The organism is Paenibacillus sp. JNUCC 34 (assembly GCF_058269055.1).
The window spans coordinates 3,321,511-3,345,553 of sequence record NZ_CM177770.1 but is presented as its reverse complement, the minus strand read 5'-3'; the positions used below and the strand labels follow the sequence as shown (position 1 = coordinate 3,345,553).

At 44.4% G+C, this 24,043-nt stretch carries 25 protein-coding genes; 22 read left to right on the top strand and 3 right to left on the bottom strand.

All coding sequences use genetic code 11. The annotated features are described in order from the left end of the window. Positions 1-4: 4 nt before the first annotated feature. From AC2TF5_RS15675 to AC2TF5_RS15660, 4 genes are read left to right on the top strand one after another with little or no spacing between them, the layout of a single operon-like run. Complete coding sequence (locus tag AC2TF5_RS15675) at positions 5-1,309, top strand: hypothetical protein (protein WP_491298013.1); 1,305 nt, start codon at positions 5-7, stop codon at positions 1,307-1,309. Positions 1,310-1,312: 3 nt separating this feature from the next. Then, positions 1,313-2,011 carry a response regulator transcription factor gene (locus tag AC2TF5_RS15670; RefSeq protein ID WP_208914209.1) on the top strand — a complete coding sequence of 233 codons (699 nt, stop codon included), beginning with the start codon at positions 1,313-1,315 and terminating at the stop codon, positions 2,009-2,011. Next, positions 2,008-3,456: a sensor histidine kinase gene (locus AC2TF5_RS15665; RefSeq protein WP_491298011.1), complete on the top strand. Its 1,449-nt coding sequence runs from the start codon at positions 2,008-2,010 to the stop codon at positions 3,454-3,456. Before AC2TF5_RS15670 ends, AC2TF5_RS15665 begins: the two co-directional genes overlap by 4 nt. Positions 3,457-3,502: 46 nt before the next feature. Further along, positions 3,503-4,042: a GNAT family N-acetyltransferase gene (locus tag AC2TF5_RS15660; RefSeq protein ID WP_491298010.1), complete on the top strand. Its 540-nt coding sequence runs from the start codon at positions 3,503-3,505 to the stop codon at positions 4,040-4,042. 62 nt (positions 4,043-4,104) lie between these two features. On the opposite strand, the gene AC2TF5_RS15655 is transcribed toward AC2TF5_RS15660, so the two are convergent. Further along, a complete protein-coding gene (locus AC2TF5_RS15655; RefSeq protein ID WP_491298009.1) occupies positions 4,105-5,319 on the bottom strand; it encodes a glucose-1-phosphate adenylyltransferase in 1,215 nt (404 codons plus the stop codon). 187 nt (positions 5,320-5,506) lie between these two features. Between AC2TF5_RS15655 and glgB the strand changes: the two genes are divergently transcribed. The 5 genes from glgB to AC2TF5_RS15630 all read left to right on the top strand — a co-directional run bounded on the left by glgB (position 5,507) and on the right by AC2TF5_RS15630 (position 12,607). Continuing rightward, positions 5,507-7,444 (top strand): 1,4-alpha-glucan branching protein GlgB, encoded by a 1,938-nt coding sequence (gene glgB / locus AC2TF5_RS15650; RefSeq protein WP_491298008.1) that lies wholly within the window; start codon positions 5,507-5,509, stop codon positions 7,442-7,444. A gap of 96 nt (positions 7,445-7,540) precedes the next feature. After that, positions 7,541-8,971: a glycogen synthase GlgA gene (glgA, locus tag AC2TF5_RS15645; RefSeq protein WP_491298007.1), complete on the top strand. Its 1,431-nt coding sequence runs from the start codon at positions 7,541-7,543 to the stop codon at positions 8,969-8,971. Between the two features lie 611 nt (positions 8,972-9,582). After that, complete coding sequence (locus AC2TF5_RS15640; protein ID WP_491298006.1) at positions 9,583-11,028, top strand: ABC transporter substrate-binding protein/permease; 1,446 nt, start codon at positions 9,583-9,585, stop codon at positions 11,026-11,028. Next, positions 11,015-11,737 (top strand): amino acid ABC transporter ATP-binding protein, encoded by a 723-nt coding sequence (locus AC2TF5_RS15635; RefSeq protein ID WP_491298005.1) that lies wholly within the window; start codon positions 11,015-11,017, stop codon positions 11,735-11,737. Before AC2TF5_RS15640 ends, AC2TF5_RS15635 begins: the two co-directional genes overlap by 14 nt. Positions 11,738-11,893: 156 nt before the next feature. Beyond that, the gene (locus tag AC2TF5_RS15630; protein WP_491298004.1) at positions 11,894-12,607 is read left to right on the top strand and encodes a 3D domain-containing protein; all 714 of its coding nucleotides are present in this window, start codon (positions 11,894-11,896) and stop codon (positions 12,605-12,607) included. Between the two features lie 72 nt (positions 12,608-12,679). Here the strand turns inward: AC2TF5_RS15630 and AC2TF5_RS15625 are convergent, their stop codons facing one another. Then, on the bottom strand, positions 12,680-13,525 hold the full coding sequence (locus AC2TF5_RS15625) for a polysaccharide deacetylase family protein (RefSeq protein ID WP_491298003.1): 846 nt from the start codon (positions 13,523-13,525) through the stop codon (positions 12,680-12,682). 145 nt (positions 13,526-13,670) lie between these two features. Between AC2TF5_RS15625 and AC2TF5_RS15620 the strand changes: the two genes are divergently transcribed. The 10 genes from AC2TF5_RS15620 to mobB all read left to right on the top strand — a co-directional run bounded on the left by AC2TF5_RS15620 (position 13,671) and on the right by mobB (position 21,427). After that, on the top strand, positions 13,671-14,693 hold the full coding sequence (locus tag AC2TF5_RS15620; protein ID WP_491302905.1) for an NADH:flavin oxidoreductase/NADH oxidase: 1,023 nt from the start codon (positions 13,671-13,673) through the stop codon (positions 14,691-14,693). 136 nt (positions 14,694-14,829) lie between these two features. Beyond that, a complete protein-coding gene (locus tag AC2TF5_RS15615) occupies positions 14,830-15,525 on the top strand; it encodes a dihydroorotate dehydrogenase electron transfer subunit (RefSeq protein ID WP_491298002.1) in 696 nt (231 codons plus the stop codon). Further along, positions 15,518-16,450 (top strand): dihydroorotate dehydrogenase, encoded by a 933-nt coding sequence (locus tag AC2TF5_RS15610; protein ID WP_491298001.1) that lies wholly within the window; start codon positions 15,518-15,520, stop codon positions 16,448-16,450. The genes AC2TF5_RS15615 and AC2TF5_RS15610 overlap by 8 nt, the downstream gene beginning before the upstream one ends. Before the next feature lie 36 nt (positions 16,451-16,486). Then, positions 16,487-16,843, top strand: a complete 357-nt coding sequence (gene lpdD, locus AC2TF5_RS15605) for a prenylated flavin chaperone LpdD (RefSeq protein ID WP_491298000.1) — start codon at positions 16,487-16,489, stop codon at positions 16,841-16,843. 114 nt (positions 16,844-16,957) lie between these two features. Next, a complete protein-coding gene (locus AC2TF5_RS15600; RefSeq protein WP_491297999.1) occupies positions 16,958-17,632 on the top strand; it encodes a PspA/IM30 family protein in 675 nt (224 codons plus the stop codon). 120 nt (positions 17,633-17,752) lie between these two features. Beyond that, positions 17,753-18,157, top strand: coding sequence for a DUF350 domain-containing protein (locus tag AC2TF5_RS15595; protein WP_491297998.1), 405 nt, complete (start codon positions 17,753-17,755; stop codon positions 18,155-18,157). A gap of 31 nt (positions 18,158-18,188) precedes the next feature. Beyond that, positions 18,189-18,695, top strand: a complete 507-nt coding sequence (locus AC2TF5_RS15590; protein WP_491297996.1) for a DUF4178 domain-containing protein — start codon at positions 18,189-18,191, stop codon at positions 18,693-18,695. A 10-nt stretch (positions 18,696-18,705) separates the two neighbouring features. Then, entirely contained in the window at positions 18,706-19,452 is a 747-nt protein-coding gene (locus tag AC2TF5_RS15585) for a DUF4247 domain-containing protein (RefSeq protein WP_491297995.1), read from the top strand. A 167-nt stretch (positions 19,453-19,619) separates the two neighbouring features. Continuing rightward, positions 19,620-20,912: a molybdopterin molybdotransferase MoeA gene (locus AC2TF5_RS15580; protein ID WP_491297994.1), complete on the top strand. Its 1,293-nt coding sequence runs from the start codon at positions 19,620-19,622 to the stop codon at positions 20,910-20,912. Continuing rightward, on the top strand, positions 20,909-21,427 hold the full coding sequence (gene mobB / locus AC2TF5_RS15575) for a molybdopterin-guanine dinucleotide biosynthesis protein B (RefSeq protein ID WP_491297992.1): 519 nt from the start codon (positions 20,909-20,911) through the stop codon (positions 21,425-21,427). The genes AC2TF5_RS15580 and mobB overlap by 4 nt, the downstream gene beginning before the upstream one ends. 12 nt (positions 21,428-21,439) lie before the next feature. Here mobB and xerS read toward each other — a convergent pair whose 3' ends face one another. Continuing rightward, a complete protein-coding gene (xerS, locus tag AC2TF5_RS15570) occupies positions 21,440-22,525 on the bottom strand; it encodes a tyrosine recombinase XerS (protein ID WP_491297991.1) in 1,086 nt (361 codons plus the stop codon). A gap of 130 nt (positions 22,526-22,655) precedes the next feature. On the opposite strand from xerS, the gene AC2TF5_RS15565 reads away from it, so the two are divergent. From AC2TF5_RS15565 to AC2TF5_RS15555, 3 genes are all read left to right on the top strand, one after another. Then, positions 22,656-23,183 carry a GNAT family N-acetyltransferase gene (locus AC2TF5_RS15565; RefSeq protein WP_491297990.1) on the top strand — a complete coding sequence of 176 codons (528 nt, stop codon included), beginning with the start codon at positions 22,656-22,658 and terminating at the stop codon, positions 23,181-23,183. A 320-nt stretch (positions 23,184-23,503) separates the two neighbouring features. Further along, complete coding sequence (locus AC2TF5_RS15560) at positions 23,504-23,704, top strand: cold-shock protein (protein WP_054957841.1); 201 nt, start codon at positions 23,504-23,506, stop codon at positions 23,702-23,704. A gap of 69 nt (positions 23,705-23,773) precedes the next feature. Continuing rightward, positions 23,774-24,004 carry a cold-shock protein gene (locus AC2TF5_RS15555; RefSeq protein ID WP_241933568.1) on the top strand — a complete coding sequence of 77 codons (231 nt, stop codon included), beginning with the start codon at positions 23,774-23,776 and terminating at the stop codon, positions 24,002-24,004. The last annotated feature ends 39 nt before the right edge of the window (positions 24,005-24,043 follow it).

Sequence of the window (24,043 nt, the reverse complement as noted above, 5' to 3'; positions counted from 1 at the left end):
ACTGTTGAAATCAAGATTAATGAAGGCAGCCGTATCCGGGCTGCTAATACTGCTTCTCGCCGGCTGCAGCTTTATTAGTGATCCTGTATCACTCATGACCACGCCGGACCTACCGGCGGATAAAGCAACTTTGATGGGGGCCATCAATTCGCAAAAACCGGAGAACGGCAATATTATCCGGCCGCGAAGTGATTCTGGTCCTAGTTCTATTCGTGTTGAAGACTTAAATAATGACGGGATTATGGAAGCTGTAGTCTTTTATAAAACACCTAATGAGGAAGTGCAAATCCATGGCATGATTTTGCAGCAGCAGGGCAATACATGGGTTAAGATACTGGATTTTGATGGTGAAGGCACCGTGCTGGAATCCTTTGATCTGATTGATATTACGAACAACGGTAAAATGGATATCGTTGCCGGGTTTTCACGTGGGGAGGAAGATCTCCAGAATGGACTTGTCGTATATACTTTTTCAGGTGATTCCTTAGAGAAAGTGCTCCAACTGCCGTATACGCATTTTGAAGTGACAGACTTGAATGGAGACGGGATTCCGGAATTGACTGTGGTTTCTTTACAGAAGTATGAATTGTCATTTATAACAACTTCTCAGTTTGATAAAGAGACGAATAGTTTTAAAGAATTAGCCAAGTTGGATCTGGGACAAAATGTTGAGAAATATTACAATATTGTCTCAGGAGAAGTGGCTAAGGGGAAAGAAGGTATCATATTGGATACCGCCATTGTCTCCAACTCTTCCACATCGAAGCTGATTGTGATGGAAGATGGTGTTCTGATTGATGTCATGAAAGAAGATGGTGCTTACAAAGAGCTTCCGGTTGACAGTCAGGATATTAATGATGACGGAATTCTAGAAATTGGACTTATCGAAACTCCCATTGGCTGGGAGGACAATAAACCAGATGAGATTCCTTATTTTCAATCCTACTATCAATGGGACGGAAAAACATATATGGCGAATGAGAAGAATGGTTTGAAATTCGTCATGCAGAGATATCAAGACACGGGAAACCAATTCTATCTAACATTCCCACCCGAGTGGCATAATAAGGTGACCGTCCATCCGGACTCGGATAAAAATCGATACTTGAATTTTATTATGGCGGATAGTGGAAAGACGGTGGCCGAGGTGAAATTCTTCTCACTGACTGAGTGGGAAAGAGCGAAAGATGAATGGAAAGTGCTGGTTCGTAAGAACGATCAGGTGATTGGTTATAAAGGGGAGTTCAAGCTTAAGAATGACAAAAAGAATAACAGTGATGTGGCTCCCATTGAAAGAAAGGGGAATTAGACATTGAGTAAAGTACTTATATTAGAAGATGAAGAATCTATCCGCAGTTTTATCGTAATTAACTTGAAACGCAATGGTTTTGATGTATTGGAAGCAGGCGACGGACATGAAGCACTGCATCTGCTGCAGACCGTTCCTGACATCGACATTGCGCTGCTTGATGTTATGGTTCCTGGCATAGACGGCTTTGAGGTTTGTCGTCGGATCCGGGAGACGAATGAACGCATTGGTATTATTTTTCTCACGGCAAAGGTACAGGAGCAAGATAAGGTATATGCGCTGTCTGTCGGAGCTGATGATCACGTCAGCAAACCATTCAGTCCAACCGAACTAATCGCACGGCTGCAATCGCTGCTGCGGCGTGTGAATGTGCAGCGTGCAGGTGCGGCAAAGGTTTCGTTTCAATCGGGACCTTTTACGTTGGATTTAATTTCGAAGTTGTTCAAGAAGAATGGCAAAGCCGTTGAATTGACACCGACAGAGTTCTCTCTGGTCCAATTCTTCTTGGAAAAAGAAAACACGCCGCTCAGCCGTGATGTCCTGTTGGACCACGTGTGGGGCAAAGAATATATGGGCGATCCTAAAATTGTGGATGTAAACATCCGCCGTCTTCGTCAAAAAATTGAAAATAATCCTTCCGAGCCTGAATTCCTGCAAACGGTATGGGGTCACGGCTATAAATGGAAGGGTCAGGGCCAATGATCAAAAAAGGAATCCGGCGGCAGATCGTCTTACACTATTTTCTTGTTGTGTTTATGGCTCTGCTGCTGGTCGAGATCATATTTTTAGTTGCAATACGATCATATTATTACGATAGTGTTTACAGTCATATCGCAAAACATATCGAACTTGCCGATGAGTATTATCATAAGTACCGTCTGAACGAAGATGATACAGCACAACTTACGGAGATCATGTCCTATTTCGAATTGTCTGGTACGGAACTTCAGTTATTAACCCCGTCTGGTCAAGTATTGATCAGTTCTAACAATTTCGCTACAGATATGACGGTTAAAACGAGTGATGTTACCCAGGCACTGGCGGGAGATACGAGTCGCTGGGTTGGCAAGCAGCAGGGAACAGGTCAAATGATAATGGCTGTGTCCCGTGCATTACAAGATAGCGGAGAGAATAAGTTTGTACTCCGCTACAGTACATCACTCGATAAGATTAATGACAAACTTCTCAATTTGACGCTTGTCGCGATTTTGATTGGAACTGCGGTACTTGCCACAGTACTTGCTTTTAGTATCGGTCTAGCTAACTCGATCGTGAAACCGCTGAATAACATTCGCGCGGTATCGGCCCAGATGGCAAAAGGCCGGTTCGACGTCCGGATTAAAGGAAACTACAAATACGAGATTGGTGAACTGGGTTCCACGCTTAACTATATGGCTCAGGAGATTGTACGTAGTAACCAGGTTAAGGATGATTTTATTTCCTCCATTTCTCATGAGCTTCGAACCCCGTTAACTAGTATTAAAGGCTGGAGTGAGACGTTGATCTCTGGAGGATACGACCCGGCTGAGACGGAAATCGGGATGCAGATTATTACAAAAGAGACTGAACGGCTTATTGGTCTGGTGGAGGAAATCCTTGACTTTTCCAAGTTGCAACAGAACGAGATGAAGATGGTAATGGGCATTGTCAGTCTACGGGAGCTGCTTCAAGAAATTATGCTTAACTTGTGGGCCAAAGCGGAGAAAAAGGGAGTACAAATCAAGCTGGAATCGGAAGAAAAACCTATGATATATGGGGATGCCAACCGGTTGAAGCAGGTTTTCCTGAACTTGGTGGACAATGCAATCAAGTTTTCGCATGAGAATGGTACAATTCTTCTCTCGATCGAGCTGGAAGACAAGTTCGTAATTGTAGCTGTTCGAGACTACGGCATCGGAATCAGCGAGGAGCATATCCAGCGCGTAAAAGACCGATTCTTTCAAGTTAACCATGTGAATGGAGGTACTGGACTCGGCCTTGCCATCACACAGCAGCTCGTTGAGCTTCATCAAGGGACGATGGACTTGGAAAGTGAGCTGGAGAAGGGAACAACCGTGAAGGTGAAATTGCCACTCCCTGAAGGAAAAATTCCAATGGCAGGTGGTTTTTCCGACGGGGAAGAGGAACCCAAGGAATTACAGGAATAATTCGGATATCAAGTAACAAAGGGTATGGAGAGAGGGGAGGGCCTCTATGGGGTTTAAAGTTCTTGAACGTTTTGAGACGGTACAGGGAACGTTTGAATTGGGTCTTGCTGAATCGGAACATAAGGAAGAACTGCTGTGTATTCTTCGCTCAACGGCAGAACAGATGGTGAAGGAAGGCCTGAATCAATGGACGCCATCACTATTTACGTCGGCGTTATTGGATGAATATCTGGCGGAAAGAGAAGTGTTCCTTCTGCGATTTGACGACAAGCCTGCCGGTATGTTTACATTACAAGAGAGCGACCCTTCATACTGGGGGAAGAGGAATGACACCCGTTTTGGATACTTGCACCGTCTTGCGGTACTCCCTGTGTATCGAGGTTTGAATCTTGGCACGACGATGATCCAGTTTGGAGAAGAGCGCGTACGGAAGCAGGGGAAGATTGGACTTCGGCTTGACTGTGTTTCCCATTTGGAGGGATTGAATCAATTCTACCAACGTCAAGGGTATCAGTTTGTCGATAAGCAAAATATGGGGACACGTGAAGTTCATTTATACGAAAAACATTTAATATCCAATAGTTAAACATGCTCTTTTTACACATAAAAAAGCGATCCGAAAATGTCGGATCGCTTTTTTGAAAAGAATCAAGATGAGGAAACATTAGCATGCAGTCGGCCTTTTTCATAAACATCCTGCAGTAAGCGAGCTGGTTGTGTACGTACTGTAGGCTTTGGCATAACAGTTTCGTAAGGGCCAACCACGACAACCTTGCCTGGTGCCCCTTTAACTATGGCTCCATCCTTGATAATCGCCCCTTCGCCTATAATGGCATTCTCAACATGTGCACCCTTGCCGATTTTGACGTTCGGCATCACTACACTGTCTTTGACTGAAGAAAACTTGCCAATTTCTGCACCACAGAAAATAACAGAACGTTTTGCTCTGCCTTCAAAAGTGCAAGTATCATGGATGAGGCTGTCACTGTTTTCAATGGAACGCATGCGACGTGCGGCCAGCTTTGTACGCCAAGAACGGGTGTACATTGGCCAATCCTGTTGTTCCAATATCAGATCTGTTTGATTCAATACATCCATATGTGCTTCCCAAAGGCTTTCCACCGTACCTACATCACGCCAGTATCCCTGGAAACGGAAGGCATGCAGGAAGTCATTGCCGGACAGCATTTTAGGGATGACGTCTTTCCCGAAATCATGACTCGATGTCGGATCATCGGCATCCTCCATCAGGTGCTGCTTCAGATAATCCCAGCGGAATATATATATTCCCATTGATGCCAGATTGCTCTCAGGATGTTCAGGCTTCTCAGCAAACTCGGTAATTTTGAGGTTATCATCCACATTCATGACACCGAAGCGGCTTGCTTCCTCCCAAGGAACTTCCATAACAGAGATTGTAGCGACTGCAGCTTGATGAATGTGAGCATTCAGCATTTCCCTATAATTCATATGATATATATGGTCACCAGATAAAACGAGCACATGCTCCGGGTTTTGGCGATCAATGTACTCCATGTTTTTGAAAATGGCATCTGCCGTACCCAGATACTCGCTTTGACTGGTATTGTATGAAGGAAGTAAGGCAATGCCGCTGTCATTGGAATGGGTAAGTCCCCAAGGATCTCCTTCACCAATGTGCTCATGAAGTGACTCTGCTTCATATTGTGTAAGTACACCTACAGTATCGATTCCCGAATTCACACAATTGCTGAGAGGAAAATCGATAATACGGTAATGACCACCAAATGGAACAGCGGGTTTAGCCAGTCTAGACGTTAATGGAGCCAATCGTTTACCTTCTCCTCCCGCCAACAGCATCGCAATGCATTCTTTTCTCTTCATTACGTTTCCCTCCCAAATATTTTTCAGGCGTAGTACATAAAATAAACGGTTATTACTGTGTCTGAAACGATTATATTGAAATATCATTTTGAAAATTACATTTTTATTTTTCAAACATCATTTTTATTTTCAAGATGGTTAGAATGGGGTAATAACCTTTTATTGTATAATAAAGCAGGTGATAATAATGACAGGTCAACCGTTTTGGGAAGGAAACTTAAGTCCGGAAAATGTGTACTTGTTTCATGAAGGGAACTTGTATCACAGCTATCGGTTCATGGGAGCTCATCCCGCCAAGGAGGACGGTGAGGAAGGCGTGCGTTTCACCGTGTGGGCCCCTAACGCGAGACATGTTGGTCTGGCAGGGGACTGGAACGGTTGGGACGGCTCAAAAGAATCATTATATAAGATACCCGAATCCGGCGTTTGGAGTCGGTTTTTCCCGGGGATAACGGCTGGAACTTTTTACAAATACCACATCACAGGACCATATGGAGAAACCTTCCTGAAGGCAGATCCGTATGCTTTCCACGCGGAGGTTAGACCGGCAACCGCTTCTGTAGTAACGGATTTGTCTGGCTACCGCTGGAATGACGGTGCTTGGAAACGAAAATCTAAAGCTCCGTATCAGAAACCGATGAACATTTACGAAATGCATTTTGGCACGTGGCGCCAAAAGGAAGACGGCACCTTTTACACGTACAGGGAAATGGCGGATATCCTTATTCCATATTTGCTGAAGATGAGTTATACCTATGTGGAATTTATGCCGCTTGCTGAGCATCCTTATGATTTGTCGTGGGGCTATCAAGGAACGGGTTTTTTTGCCTTGACCAGCCGATACGGCTCACCTCATGATTTCATGTATTTAGTGGATCAGCTTCATCAGTCAGGCATCGGCGTTTTGCTCGATTGGGTGCCTGCTCATTTTGCCAAAGATGCGCACGGTCTAAGGCAGTTTGACGGCACATCGCTGTATGAATATAGCGATCTGCAAAAGGCTGAAAAGCCGGGATGGGGAACACTGTCTTTCGATTATTCCAAACCGGAGGTTACCTCATTCCTTATCTCTAACGCCATCTTTTGGATGGAGATGTATCATATCGACGGATTGCGGGTAGATGCGGTAACGAGCATGATCCAGCTTGATTTTGAAAAAAAAGAAAACCAATACAGCCGTAATGAGCAAGGTGGGCTGGAGAATCTGGAAGCCATATCTTTTCTTCAGGAGTTAAACAAAACGGTGTTCGAATACTATCCAAACGCTCTGATGATGGCGGAAGAATCAAGTGCATGGCCGGGAGTAACGGCTTCGGTACACACCGGAGGACTTGGCTTTAACTACAAGTGGAATATGGGCTGGATGAACGACACACTTTCTTACATAAAAGAAGATTTCGGGGCACGTGCTTCAAAACATAATCTGTTAACATTCCCGATTTGCTATGCATATTCCGAAAACTTCGCACTTCCGCTATCCCACGATGAAGTGGTACATGGTAAGAAATCATTACTGAGTAAAATGCCAGGCAGTTATGAACAAAAATTTGCGGGTTTACGCATACTGCTCGGATATCAGATGACGCAGCCAGGAAAAAAGCTTCTGTTTATGGGGGGAGAGTTCGGTCAGTTCATTGAGTGGAAGGATGAGGAGCAGTTAGATTGGCTGCTGTTGGATTATGAGGCTCACCACAAAATGCTTGCGTACACAGCAGCCCTTAACCGGACGTATGTTGAGCAAAAGGCTCTGTGGCAAATAGATCACAGCATGGAAGGCTTTCAGTGGATCTGTGCCCATGATGAGAGCCAGAGTGTAGCTTCTTATATGCGTATTGGGAAAAAACCAGGAGATACACTCATCGTGGTTATCAATTTTCAACTACAGCATCATAAACAATACCGGATTGGAATGCCAAGACCGGGGCAGTACGAGGAGATCATTAATTCTGATCTTATGGAATTCGGTGGAAAAGGCAGGGTCAACAGAGGTTATTTGAGAACAGAGAAGAAGCCGTGGCATGACCAGCTTCAAAGTCTTGAAATTATCGTACCTCCGTTAAGTATGGTGGTCCTAAAAAAGAAACCGCCGCATTTACGTAAAAATATCAAGTCAGAACTCTGTTGATGCGGCCGAAATGTCAGTTGTTGATGTAACAGTGGGCAATACGGAGCAACTAGCGGCGAAGCCAACGAAAAAAAGCAGAAGGGGGAAGAGAGAACAATGAAATTGTTATTCGCAGCCGCAGAATGTGTTCCTTTTATCAAAACCGGTGGTTTGGCGGATGTCATCGGCGCGTTGCCCAAAGCACTGCAGCGTGCGGGAGCAGACATTCGGGTGGTGCTGCCAAAGTACAAAAGCATTCCTGAAGACTTCCGGAACCGTATGGAGCATATTGGCGAGACCCGGGTTCAGATCGGCTGGAGACAGCAGTTCTGCGGGGTAGAGAGATTGGTTGAAGATGGAGTAACCGTTTATTTTATCGATAACGAGTATTATTTTGGCAGGGATGGAATTTATGGTTATATGGACGATGGGGAACGATTTTCGTTTCTGAATCGAGCTATATTGGACATATTACCGCTGATTGATTTTCAGCCGGACGTCATTCATTGCCATGATTGGCATACAGGAATGATTTCGCTTCTTTTAGAAGGAAACTATCGCCATGAGCCATTTTACAGCGGGATTCGCACTGTATTTACGATTCATAATCTTTTGTACCAAGGAGTTTTTCCTTACGAGGTTCTTGTTGATGTACTTGGGATTCACAGCAGGTACTTTATCTCTGAGGGTGTTGAATACTATGGCAATGTAAACTTCCTAAAAGCCGGAATCGTGTACGCTAATCATGTTACTACGGTTAGTCCGACGTACGCCCGGGAAATCCAGACTGCTTATTACGGTTATGGGTTGGATGGTCTTCTGGCTTCGCAGGGCGATCGTTTAAGCGGAATTGTGAATGGTATTGATACGAAAAGCTACAATCCTTCGAGTGACCAACATATTGCCGTTAAATACCGCAGTAACCTAAGCAAAAAGATACAAAATAAAACTGAGCTTCAGCAGGAATTGAATTTACCTGTTGCTCCGCAAGTGCCAATGATGGCCATGGTCACGCGTCTCGTCGACTCTAAAGGATTGGATCTCGTTATACGGATACTGGATGAACTGCTCCATTATACCGATATTCAGTTTGTACTGCTCGGAACAGGTGATCCTTCCTATGAGCATTGGTTCCGTGAAGCCGCCATCCGTTACCCGAATAAGATGTCGGCCCAAATCTGGTTTAATGAGCCGCTGTCACGCCGACTGTATGCAGCCAGTGATCTATTCCTGATGCCATCTAAATTCGAACCTTGCGGGATTAGTCAATTAATTGCTCTTCGCTATGGCAGCATTCCGATCGTAAGGGAAACGGGTGGTCTGAATGATACGGTTTATTCCTATAACGAGTTCACCCGTGAGGGCAACGGTTTTACCTTTGCGAACTATAATGCTCATGACATGATGAACACGATCAAACGCGCCATTTCGTTTTATAGTCAGCCGGAGCATTGGAGACAGGTGACCAAGAACGCGTTGTCCGGTGAATACAGCTGGCAAGTATCTGCTCAGCAGTACATGGATATCTATTGTAAAATTACAAATTAATGATGCTGCTATTTAACAGCGGCAAGTTAATGTTTATGTACATGCTAATATACAGCAAAAAGGCAGTCGATTTTTATCGGCCTGCCTTTTTTGTATGGGACATATCAATTCAACAGGAACAAATACTCTAAGGTTCCTCTAACTATGGATCAAGGCAAATATTGGCTCTATTGGCCGGTTCGGTTGAGCGTGATAAGGTTCGGGTATACTTTCCACCATACAGATGAATTGATTACCGTAGGTTTAGCCAATCTCGGAATGCATTAAACTCACATAAAAATGCAAGCTTAGTTCCCGGTGTTTCAAACAGGTATGTGTAATTAAAAGTGTTTGGATACAGAAAATAGGGTCTTTGACTGTATAATAAAGGAAATATAACTCTTGTTTTACCCGCGCAGAGATCAATGATTCCATATCCCCCAAGCCTCGGATTTTGCACGATATATCTCCGTTAAATTGACCAATGTCTTATAATAGAAGGCCTAAAAGCGGTTGAGGAAAGTTAATATATTGAAAATGAATGAAAGAGCATTGCATAATCATGCATCCTGTTTTATAATGACTCAATCGCAAACAATTGATGAATGTAGATAAGGGGAGATTCAAGAGTCATGAGAAAAAAAATAACGACTTGGATGCTTCTCTGCATGGTTGTACTACTGTCCTTCGGCAGTATTGCCGGTGCGGAAGCAGAGAAGAAGACGGTCATTCTTGGCACTAGTGCCGACTATATGCCGTATGAATTCCACAAGACGATTGATGGTGTGGACACCATTGTCGGATTCGATATTGAGATTGCCAAGGAAATCGCCAAGGATATGGGCGCTGAGCTTGTTATCAAGGATGCTTCTTTTGATGCATTGCTACCTGAGTTGACGAGCGGACGGGTTGATTTTGTTATCTCGGGTATGAATGCAACAGAAGATCGCAGAAAGAGCATTGATTTCTCCATCCCGTATTATAAAGTAGAACAGGCTATTATCGTTCGCAAGGGTGAAGAATCCAAGTATAACACAGTTGAAAGTTTGGAAGGTGCGCGTTTTGGTGTCCAGAAATCGTCCATTCAGGAGCGGATAGCCAAGAGTATTCCGAATTCGAACGTAGTTTCATTAGATAAAATACCGGATCTGATGCTTTCGTTGGAAACGGAACGGGTCGATGTGGTCATTGCCGATTACCCAATCGCCAAAGTTAACATGAATGAAGAAACGATGGTTATTACGGATGCCAAGCCGACAACCGAGAATGATGAATATGCTGTTGGTGTCAAAAAGGGGAATGAGGAGCTCCTAAATAGCATTAATGCCACATTGGAGCGTCTTATAAAGGACGACCAAATTCAAAAACTCGTCGATGAAGCAGGTGACCTTGCGGCTGGTCGGAGTGAAAAAGAAGAACTTAACACGTTCGAATTTTTCTGGAAATACCGTGACTATTACGCAAAAGGCGTTCAGTATACATTACTCATATCGGCGCTAGGCGTTATATTCGGTTTTTTACTAGGCTTGGTCATCGCACTGATGCGAATGTCAGGTGCTTCAATCTTGAAATTTATCGCGACTGCCTATATCGAAATTATGCGGGGCACACCAATGCTTGTGCAATTGTTTCTTATTCATTACAGCTTGGCCGCATTCGATATTAAGTTTACACCGATTCAATCCGGTATTCTGACTCTGTCTCTGAACAGTGCTGCTTACTTGGCTGAAATTTTCCGTGCAGGGATTCAAGGAGTTGACCGAGGCCAGCTGGAAGCGGCACGTTCGCTCGGGATGACCAAGAAGAAAGCCATGCGCCATATTATTTTGCCACAAGCCTTAAAAGGGGTACTGCCTGCGATTGGCAACGAGTTTATCGTTATTATCAAAGAATCATCTATCGTTTCGATAATCGGGGTCATGGACATTATGTATCAGGCGCAAATTTTGCGCGGCAGCACATACGCTGCACTGAATCCGCTGCTCGTTGCTGCAGTGATATACTTTATTATGACATTCGTTCTTTCGAAGCTTCTGGGTGTCTTGGAAAGGAAGTTGAGCGCTAGTGATAACCGTTAAGGATCTTCATAAATCATTTGGTAAGTTGGATATTCTCAAAGGAATCGACGTTGAAATCGCTAAGGGCGAGGTTGTCGTTGTCATTGGACCGAGTGGCTCCGGTAAAAGTACGTTTCTGCGCTGCCTGAATCTGCTGGAACAGCCGACCAGTGGCGATATATCTTTTGAAGGTGAGAAGATCACCGAGAAGAACCATAACATCAATACCACCCGTCAAAAAATGGGCATGGTATTCCAGCAGTTTAATTTATTTCCTCATAAGAGTGTTCTGAACAACATTACACTCGCTCCGGTGCAGGTAAAGGGGACTTCAACTCAAGAAGCGGAGAAGATTGCGGAGGATCTTTTGAAATCGGTTGGACTACTGGAGAAGAAGGATGCCTATCCTTCTCAATTATCCGGCGGTCAAAAGCAGCGGATTGCGATAGCACGCGCTTTAGCAATGCAGCCTCACGTGATGCTTTTTGACGAACCCACTTCGGCTCTCGATCCGGAAATGGTTGGTGAGGTGCTAGAAGTTATGAAGAAGCTGGCTGTTGGCGGGATGACGATGGTTATCGTGACCCACGAAATGGGGTTTGCCCGCGAGGTTGGCGATCGTATCTTGTTCATGGATGGCGGGAAAATTGTTGAGGAAGGAACACCCGAGCAGATCTTTAGCAACCCGCAGCATTCGCGGACCCAAGAGTTTTTAGGCAAGGTTTTGTAATCTTTTTTAAATTCGGATCAATGCTCATAACAGCGGTTCTGGTGCCTATATTGGCATTCCAGAGCTGCTTTTTTTGTTTTATTCCAGCATTTTCATAAAGAAAAGGTTACAAACTTGTGATATATTCGTAATCGTTAAACAAGGGAGGCATCCAGAATGATACAGACTATGAAATGGTGGCATAAGAAAAACGACCGGAATGAAACCGGAAAGAAAGGCAAGTTCGCGAAATTATTGACTGCAGCAGCATTAGCTTTGGGATTAACGTTCGGAGTACCAACCGTTCCTGCAGAAGCAGCAACTAATCATGTTGCAAAAGAAGGGGACACATATTACTTCCTAGCCAAACGGTATAGCGTAAATTTAAATAAGCTTATGCAGGCAAATCCTAATATAAAGGCAACGAACATTTATGCAGGCCTGAATATTAAAATTCCAACGGCATCAACTGTTAAAGCAGCAAGTGTTTCAGCAGCAAATATTATGGTTCCAAATTTGAATGTAAATGCCAACAGTAAAGTGGTAAACGCTTGGGGCAAAACGTTTAACTACAGTAAAACGGCAACGATGAAAGCGACGGCCTATTCATCTGCCGCGAGCGAGAATGGAAAATGGGGAGCTGTGGACTATTTCGGCAATTCTCTGAAACTGGGGACCATCGCTGTGGATCCGAAAGTTATTCCGCTCGGCACGAAGGTGCTCGTCACCGGACATTCTCATTCAGGACTGCCTAATGAGGCGTTTGTGGCTGTAGCTAGAGATATTGGCGGAGCAATCAAAGGGAATCGAATAGATATTTTTATTCCAGGTTCTCAAAAATCAGTTAGTCAATTTGGTATTCAAAATGTGAAATTATATTTTATTGATTAATTTGCAAGGTATAGGAAAAAAACGGCGGTAGGCTGAGTGTTCAGCTTTAACCGCCGTCTTTTTTTTATCTAATTACATCCCCTCAGAAACACCTAACATCTCAGGTAGGGTAACGAATGAATAGCCTTTTTTCTTTAATTCTTCTATCACCTCAGGCAGTGCTTCAATGCTCCCTGTCAGATTGGAACCTACTCCACCGCCTGCATGTTGAAGAATGATCGCACCAGGTCCAACAGCTGACAATATATTATGTTTTACTTCATCCTTGCTCAAGCCTTTCCAATCCAGTGAGTCTACGTTCCAATTCACGACCTTATAATTGTTCCTGCGGGCCCAGCGGAGCTGTTCCTCGTTGATCTCTCCATAGGGAGGACGAATAAGACGAGGCTTTATTCCTGTGATCGACTTTAAAATACGGTTGGTGCGCTCAATCTGGTCTCGAAATTGATCGAGTGTAAGCTTATTGAACTGTGCATGATTGTACGAATGGTTGCCAATGGCATGTCCTTCCCGTCGAATACGGGCTAAGATTTGCGGGTGTTTTTTAGATCTGGTGCCAACAGCAAAAAAGGTAGCCTTCACTCCCTTTTTTTTGAGCACATCCAGAACCTTAGGAGTGAAGCGGGGATCTGGAACATCGTCAAAGGTTAGGGCGACTTGCTTTACGCGCGGGCCTCTGGTCCGGAACGTATCCGGGTATTTTTTCATTAACTGACTGAGGGAAAGTGATGCAGAGCGTTCCTTTTTTGTGGTATCTTCCTGATTATCGCCGCCCGACATCACGGAAGAATGAACAGGGCTCAGTGAAAAGGAGTCTGTAAATCGCGTAACGGCGTTAACAGCTGCTGAAGTCTCCATACGAGGGAACAACAACGTGATCAATATCAAACCCCATATTCGGGTGTGGTTTAACACCATTCAACGCCTCCTTTCTTTTTAATGGTATACCCATCTGTATCCTGAATTATCCTATTTATAAGATCATGCGTTTTTTTGTTTTATTACATAAAGGTGTATAATAGCCATTGGGTAATATCATATGAGTACGGAAGGAATGAGATCGTTGGCTGACTTATTTACACCTTACAATTTTAAAAACCTGACGCTTAAGAACCGAATAGTGATGCCTCCGATGTGTCAATATTCCGTTCAGGCAGAGGATGGCATCCCAAACGATTGGCATTACGTTCATTATGTAAGCCGTGCCGTTGGCGGTACTGGTCTTATTATTGTTGAAATGACTGCTATCCATCCAGATGGTCGTATTTCCAATCAGGATACGGGTCTATGGAGCGATGAGCATATTCCGGCTTACCGGAAAATTGTGGACGGCGTTCATTCGTATGGCACAAAAATCGGTATACAGATCGGTCATGCAGGACGCAAAGCCCAGGACGCGGATCCGTCTGTGGCACCTTCCGCAACCGCTTTCAGTTCCCGCTACAAAATGCCACGTGCCCTTTCAGGCAATGAAATCGAAGAGCTGATCCACGCATATAAAGAAGGCGCACGCCGGTCAGTGGAAGCTGGTTTTGATACGATAGAAATTCATGGGGCACATGGATACCTTATTCATCAGTTTCATTCTCCTCTTACAAATCAACGTGATGATGAATACGGACAGGATCTTGCTTTATTTGGCGAACGGGTAGTTAAGGCCGTTAAGGAAGTGCTGCCAGAAGGTATGCCACTGCTGATGCGTGTTTCCGCTAAGGAATATGTCGACGGGGGATATGACGTAGAATACTGCGCGAAGATAAGCCAGCGGTATAAAGATGCAGGTGTCGATATTTTTCACATTACATCCGGTGGCGAGGGGCCGATCGGTTCAGATGGAGGTCCTAAAGCCGAGCCTGCTTATCAAGTGGGTCTGGCCAAAGATTTCAAACGACTTCTGCAGGTACCTGTAATCGCAGTCGGACTTCTGGATGATTATGAAGTCGCACAAGACGTTGTATTGTCAGGCAATGCAGACTTGGTTGCCGTCGGAAGAGGAATGCTGCGTGATCCGTATTGGGCATCTCATGCGGCTAAGGTTCTGGATGGCGGGCAAAAGGTTCCTAAACAATACGAACGTGGTTATTAGTGACGTTTAAGTTAATAAGAATGAGCAAAAACCCGGGAAGTTACCCGGGCTTTTTTGCGTTGTGAAATGTGTCACAGACGCCTGAACATTTTCCATGCAAAGTTATTGGGATTAGATATGTGCAGGAGGTCTTAGGATGGGAACAGTGATATCGAACAAGAGGGTAACAGATGAGATCGGCCTGCTGGAGGTTGAGAGCAAACAAGGAGGAAAGCCTGGACAGTTCTATATGCTGCGAGCCTGGGATAACTATCCGCTTCTCTCCCGGCCAATAAGTATTTTTGATGTATGTGACAATCGAATTTCTTTCTTATATCAGATCGTAGGTGAAGGAACGAGGCGGTTTCAGGAGCTTCGAGCAGGTGATGAGCTGCATACCGAGGGTCCGTTTGGGAATGGCTTTCCTGCTGCGAACGGTTCAGTAGCCCTGGTTGGCGGTGGTATTGGAATGGCTCCACTGTTCTATATGGCAAAAAATACACCAAATGCAGACGTGTTTCTTGGCTTTAGCCAACAACCGTATTTAACTGAAGTGTTTCTTAAAGTGAGCAGATCTTTGCATGTTGAAGTAGGTGGTACCATTTTGAATGGTATTGACTTTAATCAATACGATACGGTGATTGTGTGCGGTCCCCATGGGATGCTGAAGGCAGTACAGGACAAGCATGGAGTGAACGGAAGACATAATCATGTGTTCGTTTCCTTGGAAAACCGGATGGCTTGCGGAATCGGGGCATGTCTCGTATGCAGTGTGAAGTGCAAGGACGGACGTAAGAAGGCATGTACGGATGGTCCTGTATTCCCCGTAGAGGAGGTTATTTTCAATGACTGATCTAAGTTGTGTTATTGCAGGTGTTACGTTTAAAAATCCTGTCATGATGGCTTCAGGTACGTTCGGATTTGGACATGAATATTCACAATTTTATCCGATCGATATTTTAGGAGGCATATGCGGCAAAGGTCTTACTCTTCAACCGAAAGAGGGAAATCCCGGAGTCCGTGTATGGGAGACGGCTTCTGGTATGCTGAACAGTGTCGGTTTAGAAAATCCAGGAGTTAACGCATTTCTGGAGCAGGAGTGTCCTTACTGGGAAACGCTGGATACCGTTCGTATTGCCAATCTGGGCGGTGGTTGTCTCGAGGATTATATAGAAGGTGCCAGGTTGATCCAAACGAATGAGAACACTAGACGTAAACAGGGACGATCAGCTGTAGACATGATTGAGTTGAATATTTCCTGTCCCAATGTGAAAGAAGGCGGGATGGCATTCGGTATCCAGACAGAAGAAGCGCAGAAGGTGGTTCGTGCCGTTAGACGCGAGGTATCGATGCCACTGATCGTAAAGCTGTCTCCGGGAGCAGAACGGCTGACAGAGATGGCTTATATGTGTGAACTGGAGGGAGCAGATGCGGTTTCGCTAATCAATACCATATCTGCGATGAAAATCGATGTAAAATTAAGAAAAAGTGTATTTCGTCACGGTTATGCAGGGCTGTCCGGACCTGCGATCAAGCCGATTGCTCTTCGCATGGTCCATCAGGTTGCACATGCGGTAAACATACCGGTTATAGGTGTCGGCGGAATATCTTCAGGGGAAGATATTATGGAGTTTATTATGGCAGGAGCGGCAGCCGTTCAGGTTGGTACAGCCGGCTTTGCTGATCTTCGGGCAGGTGTTAGGCTAATCAGCGAGTTAGAGACGTTTATGGTAGCGGAGAAAATATCTCATTTGGATGAAGTTCGAGGAATCGTGTAGAACCCAACATTGCTATTGGAATAAGGATGTGAGCATATGACGAAATCGTTTGAGGACGCTCTAACCTTAGAGGAAATAGATATAGGGCGTGATACATTAATTATCATTAAAGGCGGCGATGCCCACATTGGTGCGGTTTCAACAGCCTATTTTACTTGTGACAATCCGCCTACAGTAGATGTTGGAACCACGTCTGTCCCGGGTCACAAAGAGTATCTGTTGTCCGAGAGATTTGCTCGTCAATGCGCCATGCATTTGCTTCGGACGGTTACTGTTGTCATAGGTATCCACTTTGACGATCTGCAAAAAGATGAAATCGATATGATTGTTCGGACGACCGAAAATATGTTGGAGGCCTATTTGGCAGGAAAGATGCGTGCTGACTTCGAATAAACTTAAAATTAGTAAATAGAAAAAAAATTTTGTGAAATATTTGAAACGTTCTTTCTGCTGTGACGTAAATAATGAGCATAAGAAAATATTTATGTTATTGGGAGGCACGAAACCATGTCCATTTTCAAAAGATTACGTGATGTAACGATGTCCAACATTAATGCCATGATCGATAAGGCGGAAGATCCGATCAAAATGACCGACCAATACATTCGGGATATGACCGAAGATCTTGAGGATGCTGAAAAAGCGGTAGCCTCTCAGATCGCCATTGAGAAGCGTTTCAAAGCACTGTTCGAAGAACAAGATGCTCTGGTTGAAAAGCGTACGCAACAAGCCCACACGGCTGCACAAGCTCAAAATATTGATCTTGCACGCCGGGCGCTTGAGGAGAAGAAAGCAGCGGAAGCCAAGCGAGATGAGTACAAAGCCAGTTACGATCAGAACAAACTTGCTGCCGATAATCTTCGCAGTAAGCTTGATGAAATGCGCAAGCAGCTTACAGCGATGAAGAATAAGCGTGAAACCCTGGTAGCCCGTTACAATGCAGCTAAAGCCCAGACTGAAATCAATAAAGCCATGAACGGATTCAGCTCCGATACCGCGTCTTCCGGTCTTAAGCGTATGGAGGAGAAAATGCTTCAGATGGAAGCACGCGCTGAGGCAAGCAACGAATTGAACAGCAAGGAAAAGTCGCTGGATGAAGAGTTCGAAAGCCTTGGCAAGGATAAGGTCGTAGAAGACGAATTGGCTGCATTAATGAAGCAGTATGAGAATAAAGATCAATAATATCGATTGATATTTACGGTTCAAAAAAGAGTTAGAAAAGGCGAAGGGGAATAGCGCTTAACATGCGGAATTCTCCTTCGCTTTTACATGATCAGTATGTTGAATGTGGAGGCCTTTAGAATGAATTTTGAGATGATTTTGGGAATTCTGGTCTGGACCGGTGTTGGCGCGCTTCTACTTTTTGTGCTGATGTTCGTGGACTCACTTTTTACAAAGTATAAAGATCTGGAAGAAGTGAAGGCCGGAAATATGGCGGTTACGACACGGCTTATCATGAAGCTGGTGGCTCAGGGCTACATCTTGTCCGTATCGATTGGAACTTCTGCTCACTTGCTGGAAGCGATTGTCGTATCCATTGTATCCTTTGTTATCCTGCTGATTTTGGAAGCGCTGGCTGAACAGATGCTTAGAATGCTAGGCGGTATTAACTTGGACAAAGGAACGCAAGAGGGCAAGACCGGTTATGGATTGTTTGCAGGCACACTTCATGTGGTAGGAGCATTGATCATTACGGCCTGCCTTTAATCATGCATATCTGCGATAGGAGACTGGAAGAATGAGTGTATGGAAAAGAATTGGTAACTTATTTGCGAAACCGGAGCCTCCAAAGGTGGAAAAGAGCATGCTTCAGCTCTCTCCCGGCGACATTTGCGAAGTATCTCTCATCACATATGAAGTTACCGGGCGTGTTCATAACCGTAGTCGGAATGCGGTTGTATTAACACTTCAAGATGGAAGTAGCATCGCATATCTTCATATTGAAGAGCGGGAAACCGTACAATATGCTTTATATACACCGATTGACGGAAGGCTTGACGCCCCGGATGAAGTGCCTACGATTATTGAACTTGATGATGGCGTGTATCATCTGGAGGAAGAGTATGGCGGTCATGTAGCGATCACCGGCCGTACGCCTTTCACACAAAGCGGAGAGCAGCATGTGTGGCAGTATCAGTCAGACGATTACCGGCTCGTACGGATTGAATGGCAGAACGGGCGATTTATGCTCTATGAAGGAGAGAAAGTGATTCCGGGAGATGTAAAAGTCATCCGGGCTACTTAGGAGTGGTAACATGAAACGACGCTCTTTATTATCAATCAAAATTATACTGGTGCTCAGTTTCCTCGTATCGCTGCTCAGCGGATGCGGAGCACCGCCGGACGTTAAGGCTTCATATCCGCTGGAATCGGTTAACCGGGACGGGAATTTAACTTCCTACGTATATCGCGCAGCTGGTGAAAGTGTGCCATCTGTCGCTGCGGATTTATCTGAAGAGAATAAACCTGACCAAATATCACCGGAAAACAATGAACGGATGTTTCTCGTATACGGGAATGAATATTACCATCTGCAGCAGGATCCAGAAAAACCCGAAGACACCCTCATTGAAATCGACTCGAAAGAGTATGTTCAGCGCAACTATGATTCCAATTTCCTTCAAGGTTATCTGACAGCTGTACTGATCAACGATTTGTTTGATTCACTTGGAAGATCTGGTGGAGGGTACAGGGGATACACAAGTAAAGACGTCTATAAACCGAAGGAAGGTAACTATCGTAAGCCTACAGATAGTGACAAGAAGGTTGCGCCTCCGCTAACCGTAGATCGAAGTGGAAAGATTTCAAGACGCGGTCAAGGGACTGTTGGCTCGGATGGTAATATTTTTAAAAAGGAACCATCCAATAAACAGAGCCGTGGTACCATTAAACGTGGTGAAAGCGGGGGTGACGGTGGATTATTCGAATCCCCGAAAAAATCATATAAGAAACCGAAGACAAGATCCGGCTCAGGAAGGATCGGTAGACGGGGACGAAGGTAATGTAACTATAAGACGTATGGTGGAAGGACGCCATGCGTCTTTTTTGGTGTGATTGATGCTGCCAAGGTTTGCTATCGGATTCAATAGAAGTTATAACTGATTATAGGCATATTATTCTTATTAATGATGTTAACTATAAGAGTATTGGGAAGAGAGGCTTTGATATAATGAACCACAATATGAACGATAAGCATCAAGAGTTTGATCGCAGCAAATTCCAGCGCAAAGCGGTACAAGTTCCGGATGCGCAATCGATAATTAAACAATATGTGAAAAAAGGTTTTACAGAAACCGTTAGACTGGAACTTGTGGACGGCCGCGTTTTGGCGACCGATATTTTTGCTCCTCATCCTTATCCTGCTTTCCGCCGGTCTGGGATGGACGGATATGCAGTATTATCTTCCGATACCGATTCATGCAGCAATGGGGAAGCCGTATGGTTAAAGGTGATCGACAATATTCCATGCGGTACCGTTTCGGATCAAATCGTTACAACAGGTACAGCTTCCCGAATTATGACTGGCGCCCAGGTTCCGGAAGGAGCAGATGCTGTGGTTATGCTGGAAATGACAGAGAAACGGTCAGAGGATGGGACTGAGTGGGTAGCACTAAAGAAGATTATTGAAGCAGGTACGAACATAACCCCCATTGGATTTGAACTTCAGATGGGAGATTTGATCTTAAAAAAAGGAACCTTAATCGGACCCGGAGAAATTTCGGTGCTCGCAACCTTTGGTGTTCATGAAGTAGAGGTTTCGAAGAGGCCGGTGGTTGGAATCTTTTCAACAGGTACAGAGCTGCTCGATATTCGCGAACCACTTCAACCTGGAAAAATTCGCAATAGTAACACCTACATGCTGGCTTCCCAATTACGTGAAGCAGGAGCAGAACCAGTCGTTATGGATGCTATTCCCGACGACATCACACTTGCCAAGCAAAAAGTCGAGGAGGCGCTTGAACGCTACGATGTAGTGGTCACGACAGGCGGCGTGTCGGTAGGGGATTATGATGTTATGGGAGATCTCGTTCGTTCTGGATCGATGAAGATGCTGTTTAACAAGGTAACTATGAGACCGGGGAGTGTTACGACGGCAGCCGTAAAAGATGGAAAGCTGCTGTTCGCTTTGTCCGGCAATCCCGGAGCATGCTACGTAGGGTTTCTGCTCTTTGTAAGACCTACTGTACGTCAAATGCTTGGCATGGAAGAACTATATCTTAAAGAATGGAGCGCGGAACTCGGATCTGATTATCATAAAGTGAACAATTTTACCCGCTTTGTAAGAGGCGCGCTGGAAGTGAGTGATGGAAGGGTTATAGCCAAGCCGGCACAATTGGATGAATCTAGCGTAATGATCACGATCAAGGACAGCTCTTGTCTGATTGTCATTCCACCGGAATTGAAAGGTGCCCCCGCAGGACAGAAGGTAAAGGTGCTCCTACTACCTGGAGTGTTGTCATGAATGCGACAGTATGGCAAATAACAGGATACAAGAACAGTGGGAAAACGACTCTTATTAACGCTTTGATTCCGTTGTTGAAGGCAAAGGGTTGCCAGACAGCTGTCATAAAACATGATGTTCACGGGTTTAACCTCGATCATCCGGGAACTGACACCCATTCATTTCATGAGGTAGGTGCTGATGCGGTAGCTATCACTTCACCAAATCGGACCGCTGTCATTGTTGAGGAAGGAGAAACACTGCAGCAGATGGTGGAGCGGTTTCAAGACTATGACGTTATTTTGGTGGAAGGATTTAAGCAGGAATTGTATCCGAAACTTCTTCTTCTTAGGGATTATGAAGATGAGGAATTGTTGGACAGGGTTAAGGGGATAAAAGGGCTTGTAGTACATCACGATATGAAAAAGGAACACGAACTGCTCATTGAATATAACAAGAGCAATTCGGTTCCCGTGTTTACTTGGAACGAAACGGATGAGATTGCCGCATTTCTGTGGCATGAGATGAAGCAATAAGTATTTGTGGCATTAAGAAGATTCTGTCCGGCGCTCAATCGCTTCAGACATCGTTTTGTCAGTCAGATGGGCGTATACTTCCGTTGTCTCCGTAGAAGCGTGCCCAAGCTGCTCTTTTGTTTTGTAAATATCGTTCTGGAGATAATAGTCTGTAGCAAAAGAATGGCGCAGCTTATGCACCGTGAGAGATGGCTTACCAAAGCGTTTGGCGTATTTAATAATCATCGCCTGAATGGCACGCTTGGTCATCCTTTGACCCTCGTTCTGGCCGTTACGGAGGGCAATAAACAGCGCCTTTTCTTTCTTCGGCACTTTATACCTTGACTGTCTCAGCGTCAAGTAATGTTCTAAATCATCCTTGGCTTGCGCACGGAAATAGACCGGCGTTTTAAATGTCTCGTCGTTATTACCTTTACGGTATACATGGAGCATTTTGTTATTAAGATCTATGTCGCCGATATTTAAATTCACGATCTCAGATACCCGGAGACCGGAGTTCAGGATCAGGCTGGTAATACAAGCGTCACGCTCTTTATTGAGCTCATGGGCGTAAAGAGCCTGCTTGTTGTTCGCAACGTCTGCGGCATATCCTTCGTGGATGTAACCGATAAAATCGAGCAGCTCCTCGTCCTCCAGTATTTTTCCTTTAAGTTTGGCAGCGGTATCTTTTGGCTTGTGTATCCTCTTGTTCTCCACCTTGGCCATAATATTACGCTTAAGAAGCGGGTAATAATTCTCATCTTCAGCAATCTGGCTTAAATAGTGAAACAAGGATCGCAGGGAAGAGAGCTTGCGTGACACGGTAATCCGGGAATTTGTGCCTTCTTTCCTTGTCGTTAAATAAAGGCGATACGCTGTAATGCTCTCCATCCGAAGGGTCTCCAGCTCAAGGAGAGTTACCTTGGAATTGTTCTCTGCTTCAGACAGGCCTTCAGCACGGAGCCAGTTGAAAAAGGTTTCGTAATCCCTTACATATTCCAGCAGGGTGGATGGTGATAGGTCTGGTAGCTTATAATCGATAAACTGCTGTACGTACCAGGGCATGGAAGGGGCTTTTTCATCCAACCTTGTGCGGTCGATGACTTTTTGTATGTTCAAGTCTTTCACCTCTTAAATCATGATATGTCCAAGAAGACCACATAGTCTCATCTATTTTATCATAATGAATTTCCGTATTCATAACATCAGCATCTATATGTTCTTTATTAAAGTTTTGAAGGAGGCAGCTATGTCTATACACACTGGTAATGTAAATGCTATGGGGATCAGCTTGGTCCCTGCAAAACAGAAAGTTGTCATCGAACATTTAATGCAGTTTTATCTGTATGATTTTACGCAGTTTTTGGATATTGATGTTAATGACGAGGGAAGGTTTGCTCCGTATCCCGACTTGGATGAATATTGGATCAAGCGTGAAACTTGTTATCCGTACCTGATTACTTACCACAATAAACCAGTGGGTTTTGCGCTGGTTGAACGTATGGATGATCCTGCCGAAGCGGATTTTTACTTGTGCGAGTTTTTTGTTATGAAAAAATATCGCCGAAGCGGCCTGGGGACGTGGGCCGCACACCAGTTGTTTGATCGTTTGAGAGGTCGCTGGAAGGTAACTCAGATCAGTACAAATACGCCGGCTCAGGCTTTTTGGCGGAAGACGATAGGTGCCTATACCGGTAATCGTTATGAAGAACTTGTGGACCCGGAACGCGGCAATCCATCGCAATATTTTTCAAGTGAAATTAATTCATTGCATTAAATATTAATTGTATGAACTGAAATAAAAGTCTATGCATGCAGGATTTAGTGTACATCACATATATTATGTAAACCAATATAACCATCCGAAGATGTATAACTCACGTCTTTGGAGGGTATTTTGAACTTAAGGTTAAAAGTCTTGCTTATAACACTTCATTTGTGGTATCATTAGTTTAGATGGCAAATACGAAAACCTTGTGATTCACATATTGAAAAGGTTGTCACTTCTGCTGGGCAACTTTTTCAATATGTGAATTTGTTATTTTGTACCTATAATTTCAGAAACGCATGTTAAAAAATTTTGGAGGTTTTTATATTATGGAAACAGGCACAGTGAAATGGTTTAACGCAGAAAAAGGTTTTGGATTTATCGAAGTTGAAAACGGCAATGACGTATTCGTTCACTTCTCAGCTATCCAAGGCGACGGCTTCAAGTCATTGGATGAAGGCCAACGCGTTGAGTTCAACGTAGTACAAGGCAACCGTGGACCACAAGCTGAGAACGTTGTAAAACTGTAAATTGATTACCGGAAAAACTGTCCTTAACCCTTATGTTAAGGACAGTTTTTACTTTAAGGAGGGGTCAAGATGTACTTCAGAAAAAAATCGTTAGAAGAGCTTCCTCAAGAAGAGACCGCGGTTTGGACATGTGAAAAGGAAGGATGTAATGGCTGGATTCGTGATGATTTTGCCTTTGAGCATCAACCGACATGCCATCAGTGCAGCTCGCCAATGATCAGAAGTATTAAGACGCTGCCCCAACTGGTAAACTCCAAGAAAGATATCAAAAACTTGGCAAAAGGTACCCAGATATCCTAAAGAATAATCTGAGGGGTACCAGCAAAACTTGAAGACGCC